At 67.8% G+C, this 16,175-nt stretch carries 13 protein-coding genes; 2 read left to right on the forward strand and 11 right to left on the reverse strand.

The features are described from left to right. Window positions 1-168: 168 nt before the first annotated feature. From M2421_RS20680 to smeD, 3 genes are read right to left on the reverse strand one after another with little or no spacing between them, the layout of a single operon-like run. The gene (locus tag M2421_RS20680; protein WP_259210262.1) at window positions 169-1,560 is read right to left on the reverse strand and encodes an efflux transporter outer membrane subunit; all 1,392 of its coding nucleotides are present in this window, start codon (window positions 1,558-1,560) and stop codon (window positions 169-171) included. Further along, window positions 1,553-4,741, reverse strand: coding sequence for a multidrug efflux RND transporter permease subunit SmeE (gene smeE / locus M2421_RS20685; protein WP_259210263.1), 3,189 nt, complete (start codon window positions 4,739-4,741; stop codon window positions 1,553-1,555). Before smeE ends, M2421_RS20680 begins: the two co-directional genes overlap by 8 nt. A gap of 12 nt (window positions 4,742-4,753) precedes the next feature. Further along, window positions 4,754-5,941: a multidrug efflux RND transporter periplasmic adaptor subunit SmeD gene (gene smeD, locus M2421_RS20690; protein WP_259210264.1), complete on the reverse strand. Its 1,188-nt coding sequence runs from the start codon at window positions 5,939-5,941 to the stop codon at window positions 4,754-4,756. Window positions 5,942-6,172: 231 nt separating this feature from the next. Here smeD and M2421_RS20695 point away from each other — a divergent pair, with 231 nt between their 5' ends. Then, on the forward strand, window positions 6,173-6,841 hold the full coding sequence (locus M2421_RS20695; RefSeq protein ID WP_259210265.1) for a TetR family transcriptional regulator: 669 nt from the start codon (window positions 6,173-6,175) through the stop codon (window positions 6,839-6,841). 208 nt (window positions 6,842-7,049) lie between these two features. On the opposite strand, the gene hslU is transcribed toward M2421_RS20695, so the two are convergent. From hslU to M2421_RS20735, 8 genes are all read right to left on the reverse strand, one after another. Then, window positions 7,050-8,423: an ATP-dependent protease ATPase subunit HslU gene (hslU, locus tag M2421_RS20700; protein ID WP_259210267.1), complete on the reverse strand. Its 1,374-nt coding sequence runs from the start codon at window positions 8,421-8,423 to the stop codon at window positions 7,050-7,052. A gap of 148 nt (window positions 8,424-8,571) precedes the next feature. Next, window positions 8,572-9,123 carry an ATP-dependent protease subunit HslV gene (gene hslV, locus M2421_RS20705; protein ID WP_017356659.1) on the reverse strand — a complete coding sequence of 184 codons (552 nt, stop codon included), beginning with the start codon at window positions 9,121-9,123 and terminating at the stop codon, window positions 8,572-8,574. 91 nt (window positions 9,124-9,214) lie between these two features. Beyond that, complete coding sequence (gene xerC / locus M2421_RS20710; protein WP_259210268.1) at window positions 9,215-10,105, reverse strand: tyrosine recombinase XerC; 891 nt, start codon at window positions 10,103-10,105, stop codon at window positions 9,215-9,217. Between the two features lie 22 nt (window positions 10,106-10,127). After that, the gene (locus tag M2421_RS20715) at window positions 10,128-10,805 is read right to left on the reverse strand and encodes a DUF484 family protein (RefSeq protein WP_259210269.1); all 678 of its coding nucleotides are present in this window, start codon (window positions 10,803-10,805) and stop codon (window positions 10,128-10,130) included. After that, the gene (gene dapF / locus M2421_RS20720) at window positions 10,802-11,653 is read right to left on the reverse strand and encodes a diaminopimelate epimerase (protein WP_259210270.1); all 852 of its coding nucleotides are present in this window, start codon (window positions 11,651-11,653) and stop codon (window positions 10,802-10,804) included. The genes M2421_RS20715 and dapF overlap by 4 nt, the downstream gene beginning before the upstream one ends. Next, on the reverse strand, window positions 11,646-11,888 hold the full coding sequence (locus tag M2421_RS20725) for a lipoprotein (RefSeq protein ID WP_259210271.1): 243 nt from the start codon (window positions 11,886-11,888) through the stop codon (window positions 11,646-11,648). The genes dapF and M2421_RS20725 overlap by 8 nt, the downstream gene beginning before the upstream one ends. Before the next feature lie 92 nt (window positions 11,889-11,980). Next, window positions 11,981-12,403: a YbaN family protein gene (locus tag M2421_RS20730; protein WP_259210272.1), complete on the reverse strand. Its 423-nt coding sequence runs from the start codon at window positions 12,401-12,403 to the stop codon at window positions 11,981-11,983. A gap of 60 nt (window positions 12,404-12,463) precedes the next feature. Continuing rightward, window positions 12,464-14,584 carry a S9 family peptidase gene (locus tag M2421_RS20735; RefSeq protein WP_259210273.1) on the reverse strand — a complete coding sequence of 707 codons (2,121 nt, stop codon included), beginning with the start codon at window positions 14,582-14,584 and terminating at the stop codon, window positions 12,464-12,466. A gap of 112 nt (window positions 14,585-14,696) precedes the next feature. Here M2421_RS20735 and M2421_RS20740 point away from each other — a divergent pair, with 112 nt between their 5' ends. Next, on the forward strand, window positions 14,697-15,884 hold the full coding sequence (locus tag M2421_RS20740; RefSeq protein WP_259210275.1) for a pyridoxal phosphate-dependent aminotransferase: 1,188 nt from the start codon (window positions 14,697-14,699) through the stop codon (window positions 15,882-15,884). Window positions 15,885-16,175: the final 291 nt, after the last annotated feature.

Genomic DNA, 16,175 nt, shown 5'->3' on the forward strand with positions numbered 1-16,175 from the left:
TACCGCGCTGCGTGGCCAGCCGACCAACGGTCGGCTCTACCGCGCTGCATGGCCAGCCGACCAACGGTCGGCTCTACCGTGGTGCGTGGCCAGCCGACCAACGGTCGGCTCTACCGTGGTGCGTGGCTAGCCGACCAACGGTCGGCTCTACCGCGGTGCGCGCCTCGCTCAGCCGCGCTCGTGCCAACCGCCGCCCAGCACCTTGTACAACGCCACCTGGTTGGACTGCTGCGCCAGCTGCGTGCTGACCAGCGACTGCCGCGCGGTGTAGGCGGTGCGCCGCGCGTCGAGCAGGGTGAGGAAGCTGTCCAGGCCGGCATCGTAGCGGGCCTGCGACAGGCGCTGGGCCTGGTCGGCCGCGGCCACCAACGCCCGCTGCGAGGCCAACTGCGCATCCAGGCTGTCGTTGAGGGCCAGCGCATCGGCGGCCTCGCGGAAGCCGGACTGGATCGCCTTTTCGTACTGCGCCAGCGCGATGTCGCGGTCTGCGGTGGCCACGCCGAGGTTGGCGCGCAATTTGCCGCCCTGGAAGATCGGCACGGTGAGCTTGGGAATGAAACTCCACGCCCGCGTGCCGCCGTCGAACAGGCCGGACAGCGCCGAAGATGCCGAACCGACGCTGCCGGTGAGGCTGATCGAGGGGAAGAACGCCGCCCGCGCCGCGCCGATGTTGGCATTGGCCGAGAGCAGCGTGTGTTCGGCCGCCATCACGTCCGGGCGCCGCAGCAGCACCTCGCCCGGCACGTTGCCCGGCAGCGGGCGCACCGCGGCCACCTGGTTGATTTCGCCGCCGGGCAGCAGGCCGTCGTCGATCGGACCACCGGCCAGCAGCACCAGCGCATTGCGGTCCTGCGCGACCTGCCCGCTGAAACGGGCCACGTCGGTACGCGCGGTTTCCACCAGCGTCCGGGTCTGGCTGAGTTCCAGCGAGGATGCATCGCCCAACTGATGCCGGGCCTCGGTCAGCCGCAGCGAGTCCTCGTAGGTGGCCAGGGTCGCCCGGGCGATCGCCAGCTGTTCGCTGTCCGCGCCCAATGTCAGCCACGCATTGGCCACTTCGGCCACCAGGCTCAGCTGCGCGCTGCGCCGGTTGGCGGCCTGGGCGAAGTACTGCTGCAAGGCCGCCTGGCTGAGGTTGCGCACGCGCCCGAACAGGTCCAGCTCGAACTCGACCACGCCGAGATTGGCGCTGAACTGCTCGGTCACCGGGGTGTCGCCGCCACTGCGGGTCATCTGCCCCTGCGCAGCGATCGCCGGCACCCGGTCGGCACGCTGGATGCGGTACTGCGCACGCGCTTTCTCGACATTCAGCACGGCCACGCGCAGGTCGCGGTTGTTGGCCAGCGATTGGTCGATCAGCGACTGCAGGCGCGGGTCGCTGAAGAAATCGCGCCAGCCGATGTCGGCCACCTCGACGGTGGCCGCGCCGCTGTCGGCGCGGGTCGCCGGCCACTGCGCCGGGATCGCCGGGGCGACCTCGGTGCTGGCCGGCACCAGCGTGGCGCAGCTGGACAGTGCGATCGCCACCGCGGCGGCAAGCAGGCAGGAAGCCTTATTCATGGGTACCACCCTCCGGCGTGTCGCCGTTGTTGCGTGTATCGGCCACGGTGCCGGTGCCGCCCTTGCGCAGCGAACGGTTGAACACGCGCTGCACCACCACGAAGAACAGCGGGATGAAGAACACGCCCAGCAGGGTGCCCACCACCATGCCGCCGAGCACGCCCGTACCGATCGCGCGCTGCGCGCCGGAGCCGGCACCGGAGGCGATCGCCAGCGGCAGCACGCCGAGGCCGAAGGCCAGCGAGGTCATGATGATCGGGCGCAGGCGGTCGCGCACCGCGTGCATGGTGGCCTCGATCAGGCCGGCCCCCTTCTCCAGGTTTTCCTTGGCGAACTCCACGATCAGGATCGCGTTTTTGCTGGTCAGGCCCACCGTGGTGAGCATCGCCACCTGGAAGTAGATGTCCCGTTCCATGCCACGCATGCTGTTGGCCAGCACTGCACCGAGGATGCCCAACGGCGCCACCAGCAGCACCGAGGTCGGCACGCTCCAGCTCTCATACATCGCCGCCAGGCACAGGAACACGATCAGCAGCGACAGTGTGTACAGCAGCGGGGTCTGCGAACCGGCCTGGCGTTCCTGGTAGGACAACGCGGTCCATTCGATCTCGAAGCCCGGCGGCAGGTCCTTGGCGATGCGCTCGATCTCGGCCATGGCATCGCCCGAGGCCACGCCCGGCGCGGGCTCACCCTGGATCTCCATCGCCGACACGCCGTTGTAGCGCTCCAGGCGCGGTGAACCATAGTCCCAGCGCTTGCTGGCGAACGCACTGAACGGCACCATTTCGCCCTGCGTGTTCTTGACCGACCACAGGTTGAAGTCGTCCGGATTCATGCGGAAATCCGCATCGGACTGCACATACACGCGCTTGACCCGGCCACGGTCGATGAAGTCGTCGATGTAGCTGCTGCCCCACGCCGCGGCCAAGGTCTGGTTGACCGAGGCGACCGACAGCCCCAGGGCATTGGCCTTTTCCACGTCCACGTCGATGCGCAGCTGCGGCGTGTCTTCCTGGCCGTTGGGCCGCACGTTGGCCAGCAGCTTGCTCTGCCCGGCGCCGCCGAGCAGCTGGTTGCGCGCGTTGAGCAGGGCCTCGTGGCCCTGGCCGCTGTTGTCCTTCAGGAAGAAGGTGTAGCCCGAGCCGATGCCCAGTTCCGGCATCGCCGGCGGCGGGAAGGCGAAGATGAAGGCGTCCTTGATCTGCCCCAGCGCGCCCATCGCACGCCCGGTGATCGGGCCCACGCCCTGGTCGGCACTGCGCTCCTTCCAGTCCTTGAGCTTGATGAAGGACATGCCCGCGTTCTGGCCCATGCCGGCGAAGCTGAAGCCCTGCACCGAGAACACCGATTCGACCGCCTCGGTCTCGTTCTTCAGGAAGTGCTCTTCCAGCTTGTACATCGCCTCCAGGGTGCGCTCCTGGGTGGCGCCGACCGGCGTCTGCACCAGCGCCATCAGGATGCCCTGGTCTTCATTGGGCAGGAACGAGCTGGGCAGGCGCATGAACATCACGCCCATGATCAGCACGAGCGCGGCGAAGATCGACATGAACCGCCACGGACGCGCGAGGATGCCCTTGACGCCCCGCTGGTAGGTGTCGCTGGAGCGGTCGAAGCCGCGGTTGAAGCCGTTGAAGAAGCGGCCCAGCAGGCCCTTGTGCGCCACGTGGTGCTCGCCCTTTTTGAGCGGCTTGAGCATGGTGGCGCACAGCGCCGGGGTGAGCACGATGGCGACCAGCACCGACAATGCCATCGCCGACACGATCGTCGCCGAGAACTGCCGGTAGATGACGCCGGTGGAGCCGCTCATGAAGGCCATCGGCACGAACACCGCCGACAGCACCAGGCCGATGCCGACCAGTGCGCCGGTGATCTGGCCCATCGACTTGCGGGTGGCTTCCAGCGGCGACAGGCCCTCTTCGGACATGATGCGCTCGACGTTCTCCACCACCACGATGGCGTCATCCACCAGCAGGCCGATCGCCAGCACCATGGCGAACATGGTCAGCATGTTGATCGAGAAGCCCAGCGCGGCCAGGATGCCGAACGTCCCCAGCAGCACCACCGGCACCGCGATCGTGGGGATCAGGGTGGCGCGGAAGTTCTGCAGGAACAGGTACATCACCACGAACACCAGCACGATCGCTTCGATCAGGGTCTTGATGACGCCCTTGATCGAGACCTGCACGAACGGGGTGGTGTCGTAGGGCACCACCGATTCCAGCCCGGCCGGGAAGTTGGCCTTCATGTCCTCCAGTGCGGCGCGCACGCCATTGGCCGTATCCAGCGCATTGGCGCCGGTGGCCAGGGTGATGGCGATACCGGTGGACGGCTTGCCGTTGTAGCGGGTGACGAAGTCGTAGCTCTCCGCGCCGAGCTCGACCCGGGCCACGTCGCCCAGGCGCAGCTCGCTGCCGTCGGTGCCGCCGCGGACCAGGATGTTGCGGAACTGTTCGGGGGTCTGCAGGCGATCCTGTGCATTGATGGTGGCGTTGAGCTGCTGGCCCTTGACCGACGGCGCGCCGCCGAGCTGGCCGATGGCGACCTGCGCGTTCTGCGCGGTGATCGCCGCGGTCACTTCATCCACCGACAGCTTGTAGGTGTGCAGCTTGTTGGGGTCCAGCCAGATGCGCATGGCGTACTTGCCGCCAAACACCTGGATGTTGCCCACGCCCGGCACGCGGCTGAGCGGATCGACGACATTGGAGCCGACGTAGTCGGAGATGTCGTTGGCATCCATGCTGCCGTCGTTGGAGACGAAGCCGATCACCTGCAGGAAGCCGCTGCTCGACTTGGCCACGTTGATGCCCTGCCGCTGGACTTCCTGCGGCAGCAGCGGCATGGCCAGCTGCAGCTTGTTCTGCACCTGCACCTGGGCGATGTCCGGGTTGGTCCCGCTCTCGAAGGTGAGGGTGATGGTGGCCTGGCCGTTGGCCGAGCTGTTGGAGGAGAAGTAGATCAGGCCATCGATGCCCTTCATGTTCTGCTCGATGATCTGGGTCACCGAGTCTTCGACCACCTTGGCCGAGGCGCCCGGGTAGGTGGCGCTGATCTCGACCGCGGGCGGGGCGACTTCGGGGTACATCGAGACCGGCAGCTTCACCACCGCCAGCGCGCCGGCCAGCATGATGATGATGGCGATCACCCACGCGAAGATGGGGCGATCAATAAAATAACGAGCCATGGGATTCTCCGCTTACTGCTTGTCGGCCGGGGCCGGGGCTGCAGCGGCGGGCGCGGCCGGCGTGGCCGGCGCGGCACCCCGCTCGGTGGCCTGCACGGGCATGCCCGGCTGGATCTTCTGCAGGCCTTCGACGATGACCTTGTCACCGGCCTTCAGGCCGTCCTCGACCAACCACGCGCTGCCCACCGCGCGGCTGACCTTGACCGGGCGCACGTCGACCTTGTTGTCCTTGCCGACCACCATCGCGGTGGTGTCGCCCTTGGGATCGCGGGCGATGCCCTGCATGGGCACCAGCAGGCCGTTCTCGCGCACGCCGCTGCCGACCTGCGCACGCACGTACATGCCGGGCATCAGCACCTGGTCGGGGTTGTCCACCTTGACCCGCAGCGCGTAGCTGCCGGTGGTGGGATCGACGCTGACTTCGGAGAACTCCAGGGTGCCCTTGTGGGCGAACTCGGTCCCGTCGTCGAGCAGGATGGTGACCGGCAGGGTCTGGTTGTCCTGCAGGCGGCCGCTGGCCAGTTCGCGGCGCATCTGCAGCAGTTCGCTGGCCGACTGGGTCAGGTCGACGTAGATCGGGTCGAGCTGCTGCACGGTGGCGAGCGCGTCGGCCTGGCCGGCGCTGACCAGCGCGCCCTGGGTGACCGAGGACTTGCCGATGCGGCCGCTGATCGGGGCGCTGATGCGCGCGTAGCCGAGGGTGACGTTGGCGGCGTCCAGCGCGGCCCTGGCGGCGCCGACATCGGCCTCGGCCTGCTTCTGCGCGGCCACGGCGTTTTCCAGGTCCTGCTTGCTGACCGCATCGACCTTGGCCAGTTCGGTGATGCGCTTGGCGCTCAGGCGCGCCGCGTTGGCAGTGGCCTCGGCGCGGGCGAGCTGGGCGCGGGCGCTGTTGGCCTGGGCGCGGTAGCTGGCGTCGTCCACCTGGTACAGGGGCTGGCCGGCAGTGACCAGGCCGCCCTCGGTGAACAGGCGCTTGGCGACGATGCCGCTGACCTGGGGGCGCACTTCGGCCACCAGGAAGGCGTTGGTGCGACCGGGCAGTTCGCGGGTGAGGCTGACCTGTTCGCTCTTGAGGGTGGCAATGGTGACCTGGCCCGGGCCGCCCTGCGGCCCCTCCTGCTCACCGCCGCCACAGGCGGACACGGTCAAGGCGATCGCGAGGGACAGCGCGAGAAGACGGTACGGGGATCGGGACATGGTGGGGGCTCACAGGAAACGAAAAGGGTCGCCTGCAGCACTACCCCGCCTTGAAAAGCGACGAATGACAGCCAACAGGTCGGCAAATACAGCAAATCTGACGACTCCGGCGCTGCCGCGGCTACGCGCGCACCTCGCCGAGGTTCAGTGGGACGGAAATATACATACATGCATGTTTGTTTGTAAAGCGGTACAATTCAGGTCGGTTTCATCCAGCAACTGCACAGCGCAATGGCCAGAAAAACCAAAGAAGAGGCGCAGGCCACCCGCGCGGGCATCCTTGATGCAGCGCAGGCCTGTTTCCATGAGTACGGCGTGGCCGGGACCAGCCTGGCGATGATCGGTGCGCGCGCGGGTTACACGCGCGGCGCGGTGTACTGGCACTTCAAGAACAAGACCGAAGTGCTGACCGCGATGATCGACCGCGAGCGCATTCCGTTCATCGAGCGCCTGCGGCGGACGACCTCGTCCAAGCGCAACACGCCGGTGCTGGACCTGCGCTCGGCGCTGCTGGTGTCCTTCCAGGAGCTGGCCGACGACGAGCGGCTGCGCAACATGATGGAGATCATGCTGCGCAACGATCTGTCGGTGGAGAGCCAGGCGATGCAGGCGCTGCAACTGGAAGCATCGCGCGAGGAGCTGGCCATTTTCGCCGCCGCGTTCGAGCGCGCGCGCGAGTTGGGCCAGTTGCGAGAGGGGGTGGACGTGGACACGGTGGCGCGCATCGTGAGCACGAGCCTGACCGGGGTGCTGTACAGCGCGATGCTGGAGCCGGAACTGTTCGAGATCAAGCGCGATGGCCTGCAGACGCTGGATGCCATCCTGAGCGCGTTCGTGAAGCCGGGTGTGTTCACCCCGGGCGCGGCGCCGACGGCGTTGCCGACTGAGGACGAGGCGTAAGGCCTGACGCCAAGACTCGAACGCCAAAGGCGCTCATTGGCGTCGCTGGCCGGGCTGGGCAGGCTGGGCAGGTGCGGCAGGAAAGGCGTCGTGCTTACCCTGCGACGGCCCTTGGCAAAAGACGCTTCCCTCCGACGGGAGAAGAGCCAAAAAAAAGCGACGACGCTTTCGCGCCGCCGCTTTCCTACCACCCGACCGGTGTGATGCGTTACAGGATGTAGCGGCTCAGGTCCGGGTCCTGCACCAGCTCGCCCAGGTGCGCATCCACGTAAGCCTTGTCGATGCTGATGGTCTCGCCATCGCGGTCCGGGGCCTCGTAGCTGAGCGTGTCCAGCAGGCGCTCCAGCACCGTGTGCAGGCGGCGGGCGCCGATGTTTTCCTGGCGCTCGTTGACCTGGAAGGCGATCTCCGCGAGGCGGTCCACCGCATCGTCGGTGAACGTCATCGCCACGCCTTCGGTCTGCAGCAACGCTTCGTACTGCTTGGTCAGCGCCGCCTTCGGTTCGGTGAGGATGCGCACGAAATCCTGCTTGCTCAACGCGCCCAGCTCCACCCGGATCGGGAAGCGGCCCTGCAGCTCCGGGATCAGGTCGCTGGGCTTGGCCAGGTGGAACGCGCCGGAGGCAATGAACAGGATGTGGTCGGTCTTGATCGTGCCGTACTTGGTGGACACGTTGGAGCCCTCCACCAGCGGCAGCAGGTCGCGCTGCACGCCTTCGCGCGAGACGTCGCCGCCGCCCACGTTGTCGCCGCGCTTGGCCACCTTGTCGATCTCGTCGATGAACACGATGCCATGCTGCTCGCAGGCCTCGATCGCCGCGCTGCGGATGTCGTCTTCATTGACCAGCTTGCCGGCCTCTTCCTCGATCAGCAGCGGACGCGCCGCCTTGATGCTCAGCGTGCGCTTCTGCGCCTTGCCGCCGCCCATGCTGGAGAACATCTGGCGCAGCTGCTGGCCCATTTCCTCCATGCCCGGCGGGGTCATGATGTCCATGCTGACGTTGGCGGTGACTTCCAGCTCGATCTCGCGCTCGTCCAGCTCACCGTTGCGTAGCATGCGGCGGAACTTGATCCGGGTCTCGTTGTCCTGCGCCGATGGCTCGTTGCGCGCCGCCTCGGCATCGAAGCCGATGCCCACGCTGCGGCGCGGCAGCAGCGCATCCAGGATGCGGTCTTCGGCGCGCTCCTCGGCCTGGGTGCGCACGCGCACCTTGGCCTGCTCGCGATATAGCTTGACCGCGGTGTCGGCCAGGTCGCGGATGATCTGTTCCACGTCCTTGCCGACATAGCCGACTTCGGTGAAGCGGGTGGCTTCGACCTTCACGAACGGCGCGTTGGCCAGCGTGGCCAGGCGGCGCGCGATCTCGGTCTTGCCCACGCCGGTCGGGCCGATCATGAGGATGTTCTTGGGCATCACCTCGTTGCGCAGTTCGGCCGGCAACTGCATGCGGCGCCAGCGGTTGCGCAGCGCGATGGCGACCGCACGCTTGGCATCGTGCTGGCCGACGATATGCCGGTCCAGCTCCTGCACGATCTCGCGCGGGGTCATGGTGGCGGAAGAAACTTCGATCTTGTGCGGCATGGATGTGCTCACGAGGATATGGGGTGGAATGACGTATCACCGGCCTGCCTGGCAGCGTCGTAACGCTGATGCAGCGCCACGCCATGCGTGGCTGACCGGAAACCGCAGCCACGCATGGCGGGGCTCCAGCGAGCGTTGACCCTGCGGGTCAAAGCTCCTCGACCACCACGTTGCGGTTGGTGTAGATGCAGATGTCGCCGGCGATGTTGATCGACTCGGTGGCGATGGTGCGGGCGTCCAGTTCGGTGTGCGCCAGCAGCGCGCGCGCGGCCGACAGCGCGTAGGAGCCACCGGAGCCGATGGCGATGATGCCGTCTTCCGGCTCGATCACATCGCCGGTGCCGCTGATGATCAGCGAGGTGTCCTTGTCGGCCACCGCGAGCAGCGCCTCGAGCTTGCCCAGGCGGCGCTCGGTGCGCCAGTCCTTGGCCAGTTCCACCGCGGCGCGCTGCAGCTGGCCATGCTTTTCCAGCTTGGCTTCGAACAGCTCGAACAGGGTGAACGCATCGGCGGCCGCGCCAGCGAAACCGGCCAGCACCTGGCCCTCACGACCCAGCCGGCGCACCTTGCGGGCGTTGCCCTTCATCACCGTATGGCCGAGGGTGACCTGGCCATCGCCGGCAACCGCGACATGACCGTTGCGGCGCACCGAGATGATGGTGGTGGCGTGAAACACATTGGGATTCTGACTGGGGTCCATGGAGCCTCCGGGGTGACAGAGACTGAGGTGGGGTCGTTGCCGGGGGCTTCAACCCACCCTGCCCTGCGCCCGGGTGACGCAGCGGATCGATTCAGCTTTCGTTGCCGCTCTTGCGCCGCTTGGCACGCGGGTGCGCGGCGTCGTAGACCTTGGCCAGGTGCTGGAAATCCAGGTGGGTGTAGATCTGCGTGGTGGCGATGTCGGCGTGGCCAAGCAGCTCCTGCACGCCACGCAGGTCACCGGACGATTCCAGGATGTGGCTGGCGAAGCTGTGCCGCAGCATGTGCGGATGGACGTGCTTGAACAGGCCCTGGCGCTGGGCCAGCTGGCGGATGCGGATCTGGATGGCGCGCTGGGTGATCGGGCCGCCCTTGCGCCCGGGGAATACCGGCTGGCCCTCGCCCCCGCCGCTTTCGCCGCGCCAGCCTTCCAGCGCGGTGCGCGCGTGCGAGCCGAACGGTACGCGGCGCTGGCGGTTACCTTTGCCCATCACGTTGACCAGACCGGTGGCGAAATCCAGGTCGCGCCAGATCAGCGCGCACAGTTCGCTCAGGCGCAGCCCGGAGGAATAGAACAGCTCCAGCAGCGCGCGGTCGCGCAGGCCCAGCGGACCATCGGTGGGCAGTTCCACCAGTTGCACCGCCTCGTCGGCATCGAGCACCTGCGGCAACTTGCGCGGTGCCTTGGGAGCCTTCAGGCCCGCCGCGGGGCTGGCATCGATGCGCTGGTGCTTGAGCAGCCAGGCGTAGAAACTGCGGTAGGCCGACAGCCGCCGCTGCAGTGACGTCGGCGACAGCCCGCGACGGTGCTCGGCAGCGATGAACTGGCGCAGCTGCTCGCCGTGCAGGGCCTCGATCACCGCGCCCTGCCCCTGCGACCAGTGCGTGAGCGCGTCGAGGTCACGCCGGTACGCATCCAGCGTATGCGCCGACATGCGCCGCTCCACCTGCAGGTGCGAGAGGAACTCGGCGGCGGCGCTCATGGCAGCGGGGTCGCGACCGGGCTCAGCCCTGCGCGAAGCGCGTCAGCGCCACGCCCAGCGACTCGCCCATCATGCGCAGGAACAGCGTGCCCATGCCGGGATAGAAGCGGTTGGCATCGTGGCTGCCCACCGCGATCAGGCCCACGCCCGGCAACGGCAGCAGGGCACTGGATTGCACCTCGCCCACGCGCTCGCCATAGAGCACCGCGTTCTTTTCCGGCTGCAGGCGGCCACAGATCGGTTCGCCATCCTGGAGGCAATCGCGGAACGCGGCCAGGGCCGGGCTGTCCGCGGCGATCACCTGCAGCCACGGCGCCTGCTCCAGCCCGGCCACCGGGTGCAGCAGCACCAGCCGCACCAGGTCACCGGCAAAGTCTTCTTCCAGCGAGGCGGCCATGGCACGCAGGGTATCGGCGGCCGAGGTCTGCTTCATCAACGCCAGGGTCAGCTGGTGGGTGCGCACCGCCAGGCGTTCATTGACCTGCGCGTTGGCGGCCAGCTCGGCCAGCCGCCGCGACAGCTCGCGGTTCTTGTCGCGCAGCACCTCGAGCTGGTAGCTGGCCAGCGAGGCGGTCGGGCCGTCGTCGCGCGGGACTACCAGGGTGAGGGTGAGGTCGGGGAACTGCTTGAGGAAGGCCGGGTGCCGGCGCAGCCAGGCGGCGACGTCATGCGCAGCGATCTTTTCGACGGTCTCGCTCATGGGTTCCACTCCCCTTCAAAGACGAACGCTGCCGGGCCGGACATCACCACCTGGGCGTCGTCGGCCGGCCAGCGCAGGCGCAGGTCGCCGCCCGGCAGCGACAGCGTGGCATCGCGCTCGAGCCGGCCGCGCTGCATCATCACCACCGCCGCGGCGCAGGCACCGCTGCCACAGGCCAGGGTTTCACCGACGCCGCGCTCGTACACGCGCAGGCGCGCATGCCGCGGGTCGATCACCTGCACGAAGCCGACATTGACCGACTGCGGGAACGTGGCGTGCTGCTGCAGCAACGCGCCCAACCGCTCCACCGGTGCCGCGTCGACCAGGCCGACCTCGATCACCGCATGCGGATTGCCCATCGAGACCGCCCCGAAACGCACGGTGTCGCCCTGCAGGGGCAGCAGGTATTCATCGCGGGCGCGGGCGAAGCCGAGCAGCGGCACCTGCGCCGGTTCGAAGCGCGGCACACCCATGGCCACCGCGTACTGGTCGCTGCCGAGGCGCTCGATGGTGTGGGTGGCCAGCGGGCTGTCGATGGCGAAGCGGTCGCCGCTGGCCGCGCCATCGCGGACCAGCCAGGCCGCCACGCAGCGCGCGCCGTTGCCGCACTGCTCGGACTGCGAGCCGTCCGCGTTCCAGATCCGGTAGGACGCGACCGAGCCCTCGGCACGCGGCGGCTCGATGGTCAGGATCTGGTCGCACCCCACGCCGGTATGGCGGTCGGCCAGGTGCGTGGCCAGGGCCGGGCTGGGTTCGGGCGTACCGTCACGCAGGTCCAGCACCACGAAGTCATTGCCGGCACCGTGCATCTTGCTGAAGCGCAGCGCCGTGGACGCGGCCTTAGTCATTACCGTCTTCGGACTTCAGCGGCGCATCGACCGGATCGGGTACCACCGGCGGGGTGTCGGTGTCATCCACGGCAGCCGGCGGCGGGGTGGCGTCGGTAGCCGGTTCGGCGACTTCCTCGACCGGCACCGGCTTCTGCGGCAGTACCAGCGGGCCCTTGTTGCCGCAGGCGGCAAGGAGAAGCAGCGAGGCCGCTGCCAACGGAATCAGGATTCGGTTGCGATGGGGGATGCTCATGCCCCGAGTATAGCCGTGCCCTCTTTGGCCGAGGGTATCGATTCAGTGAATGGGGTAAAGCCACCCCATGCGGGGCCTGGCGATGCCACGCGTCATGAGGCCGGCGGCAGCGGCCGGCTCCACAGCCAGATCGCCACCACGGTCATGCTGCCGATGGACAGCCACTTCACCCAGGCGATCGGCACGCACCACAGCATGATGCCGGCGCACGCGGTCATGGTCAGGGTGGCCATCCATTTGGCGTAGCGGCTGACCGCACCGTGGGCCTGCCAGTTGACGATGGCCGGGCCGAAGCGCGGGTGCTGCAGCAGCCAGGTGTGCAGGCGCTCCGAGCCGCGCGAGGCGGCCCAGGCAGAGATCAGGATGAAGACGGTGGTGGGCAGGCCCGGCACGAAGATGCCGACGATGCCGGTGCCCAGGCTGGCATAGGCCAGCAGCCACCACGCCCATCGGAACCGCACCGGCGGCCGCGGGGCCGGGGCATCAGGAACGTCGGGGCGCTCGGGAAGAGTCATGCGCGCAGCATAGCGAGCCAGGGCGGCCACCGCGATGGTCGCCGCCCCGCCCGCCATGGGTCATTTCGCCGCAGGCGTCACCCCGAGCTGGTCGAGCACGAACGCATACGCTTCGGCCAGCTCGTGATAGCGCTGGAAGCGGCCGGACTTGCCGCCGTGGCCGGCCTCCATGTTGGTGCGGAACACGATCGGATGCGTGCCGGTGTTGTCATCGCGCAGCTTGGCCACCCACTTGGCCGGCTCCCAGTACTGCACCTGCGAATCCCACAGGCCGGTGCCGACGAACAGCGCCGGGTAGGCCTGCTTCTTCACGTTGTCGTAGGGCGAGTAGCCGAGCATGTAGTCGTAATACTCGCGCTGCTCGGGATTGCCCCACTCGTCGTACTCGTTGGTGGTCAGCGGGATGCTCGCATCGAGCATGGTGGTGACCACGTCCACGAACGGCACCTGCGCGACCATCACCCGGTAATCCTGCGCCGCCTGGTTGGCCACCGCGCCCATCAGCAGGCCGCCGGCACTGCCACCGGAGGCGGCCACCCGGTCCTTGGATGCATAGCCGAGGCGGACCAGTTCGCGGGTGACGTCGACGAAGTCGTTGAACGTGTTCTGCTTCTTCAGCAGCTTGCCGTCCTCGTACCAGGCGCGCCCCATTTCCTCGCCGCCGCGGATATGCGCGATGGCATAGACCACACCGCGGTCGAGCAGGCTGACCACGGTCTGGCTGAAACCGGGGTCCATGGACATGCCGTAGCTGCCGTAGGCGTACTGGTACAGCGCGGCGCTGCCGTCCTTCTTGAAGCCGTTGCGGTAGACCAGCGAGACCGGCACCTTGACCCCGTCGCGCGCGGTCACCCAGACGCGCTCGGTGGTGTACTGCGAGGGGTCGTAGCCCAGCACCGGCTGCTGCTTGAGCTGGCGACGCTCACCGGTGACGGTGTTCAGCTCGAAGGTGGTGGTGGGGGTGGTCATCGAGTTGTAGGCGTAGCGCAGCCACGGGCTGTCCGGCTCCGGGTTGGCGGCCAGGCCCATCGAGTAGGCCGGCTCGTCGGCCTTGACGTACTCCTGGCGACCGTCCGCGTACAGCAGGCGGATCCGCTCGAGGCCGTTGGAGCGCTCGGCGATCGCGCTGAAGCCATCGAACAGCTCGACGCCCTCCACCAGCACCGCGTCATCGTGCGCGACCCAGTCGGTCCACTGCGTGCGCGAGGTGGCATCGGTGGGGGCAGTGACGAGCTTGAAGTTCTTCGCACCGGCATCGTTGGTGCGGATCACCCAGCGACCGTTGAAGTGGTCGGCGTCGTACTCGACATCGCGCGCACGCGGGGACAGCACGGTGAATGCCTGCGGGTCGGCGGCCGGGGCGTAGCGGGTCTCCGAGCTGACCGTGCTGTGCAGTTCGATGGTGAGGAATCTGTCGTCGCGGGTGCGGCCGACGCCCATGTAGAAACTGTCGTCCTTTTCTTCGTAGACCAGCACGTCGCTGCTGGCCGGCGTCCCCAGCACGTGCTTTTTCACGCGCACGGTGAGCAGGGTGTCCGGATCGTTCTCGACGTAGAACAGGGTGCGGTTGTCGTCGGCCCAGACCACGTTCGGCGAGACGTTCTCGATGCGGTCCGGCAGTACCTGGCCGGTGCGCAGGTCCTTGAAGCGGATCACGTACTGGCGACGGCCGACATCGTCTTCGGCCCAGGCCAGCAGGTGGTTGTCCTGGCTGACGTCGGCATCGCCGACATCGAAGTAGTTCTTGCCCTCCGCCATCACGTTGACGTCGAGCAGGATCTCTTCAGGGGCGTCCATGCTGCCCTTGCGCCGTGCCTGGATCGGGTAGTCCTTGCCGGTCTCGAAACGGGTGTAGTACCAGTAGCCGCGATCGCGCGCGGGCACGCTGGCGTCGTCCTGCTTGATGCGCGCGACGATTTCCTTGTACAGGGTGTCCTCGAGCGGCTTGAGCGGCGCCATCACCTGGTCGGTGTACGCGTTCTCCGCGTTCAGGTAGGCCAGCATCTTCGGGTCTTCGCGCTTGTCGTCGCGCAGCCAGTAATAGTCGTCGCTGCGGGTGGCACCGAACGGCGCCTTGACCGTGTGCGGATGCTTCTCGGCGTCGGGCGGGGTCAGCGCGGGGGCGGCATGCACGTTGGAGGTCATCAGGCTGGCAACCAGTAAACAGAGGGCGGGCTTCACGAGATAAGGTTCCTTTCGGGGGAATGCAATGGCGTCCGTGTTCAGCCCAGTCTGGGCGGGCCCGGCGGCGGCGGCAAGCCTGCCGGTGGTCACAGCGCCTATCATCGGCGGCATGAGCACTCCCACGTCCCCGCGCGGCTACAGCCGCCGCAGTCAGGAAATCGAACCCTTCCACGTGATGTCGCTGCTGGCCCGCGCGCAGGCGCTGGAGCAGGCCGGCCACGATGTCATCCACCTGGAGATCGGCGAGCCGGACTTCACCACCGCCGCGCCGATCGTGCGTGCCGGCCAGGCCGCACTGGCTGCCGGCCACACCCGTTACACCGCGGCGCGCGGCCTGCCGGCGCTGCGCCAGGCGATCGCGGGGTTCTACCGCGCGCGTTACCAATGTGAGATCGATCCGGAACGGATCCTGGTCACCCCCGGCGGCTCGGGCGCGTTGCTGTTGGCGAGCAGCCTGCTGGTGGACCCGGGCAGGCACTGGCTGCTGGCCGACCCGGGGTATCCCTGCAACCGGCACTTCCTGCGCCTGGTGGAAGGCGCGGCGCAACTGGTGCCGGTGGACCCGTCGACGGCCTACCAACTGACCCCGGACCTGGTGGCGCGGCACTGGAACGCCGACAGCGTCGGCGCGCTGGTGGCCTCGCCGGCCAACCCGACCGGCACGGTGTTGTCGGCGGCGCAGTTGGGCGGCCTGTCGCAGGCACTGAAGTCGCGGGGCGGGCACCTGGTGGTGGACGAGATCTACCACGGACTCACCTATGGCATGGACGCAGCCAGCGTGCTGGAGGTGGACGACGAGGCGTTCGTGCTCAACAGTTTTTCCAAGTATTACGGGATGACCGGCTGGCGGCTGGGCTGGCTGGTGGCGCCACCGCAGGCGGTGCCCGAGCTGGAGAAGCTGGCGCAGAACCTGTACATCAGTGCGTCGAGCATCGCCCAGCACGCGGCGCTGGCCTGTTTCGAGCCGGACACGATCGCCGTGTTCGAGCAGCGCCGCGCGGCCTTCCGCGAGCGCCGCGACTACCTGCTGCCGGCGCTGCGCGCGCTGGGTTTCCGTATCGAGGTGGAGCCGGAAGGGGCGTTTTACCTGTACTGCGACGTGAGCGCGTTCACCGACGACGCGCAGGCGTTCTGCACGCACTTCCTGGAAACCCAGCACGTGGCGTTTACCCCGGGCCTGGATTTCGGGCACTACCGCGCGAACGAGCATGTGCGGCTGGCCTACACGCAGGAGGTGCCGCGGCTGGAAGAGGCGGTGGCGCGTATCCGGCGCGGGCTGGAGACGTGGGTGCGGTGATGCGGCAGTGTTTTAGAAGCTTTAGAAGCTGAAAAGCTGCAAAAGCTGCAAAAGCTGCAAAGGCTGAAACGGCGCAAAAGCCGCAAAGGCGGCGAACGGTCGCGCTGGGCGGGGATGTGTGGATTCGCGGGACACGCCGTAAATCCATCCGTGGAGGCTCGCGTACGCCATCCATGGCGTACGACGGTCCCGCGAATCCACACACCCCCCCCCCCCCCCCACAACGGGGCGGGGGCCATGGCACAACGCGAAAGCGCCCGCCGAAGGCAACGCCGCGAGCACCCCGCTTTT

The sequence above is a fragment of the Stenotrophomonas sp. BIGb0135 genome, assembly GCF_024810105.1.
GTDB classification, from domain to species: Bacteria; Pseudomonadota; Gammaproteobacteria; order Xanthomonadales; family Xanthomonadaceae; genus Stenotrophomonas; species Stenotrophomonas maltophilia_AB.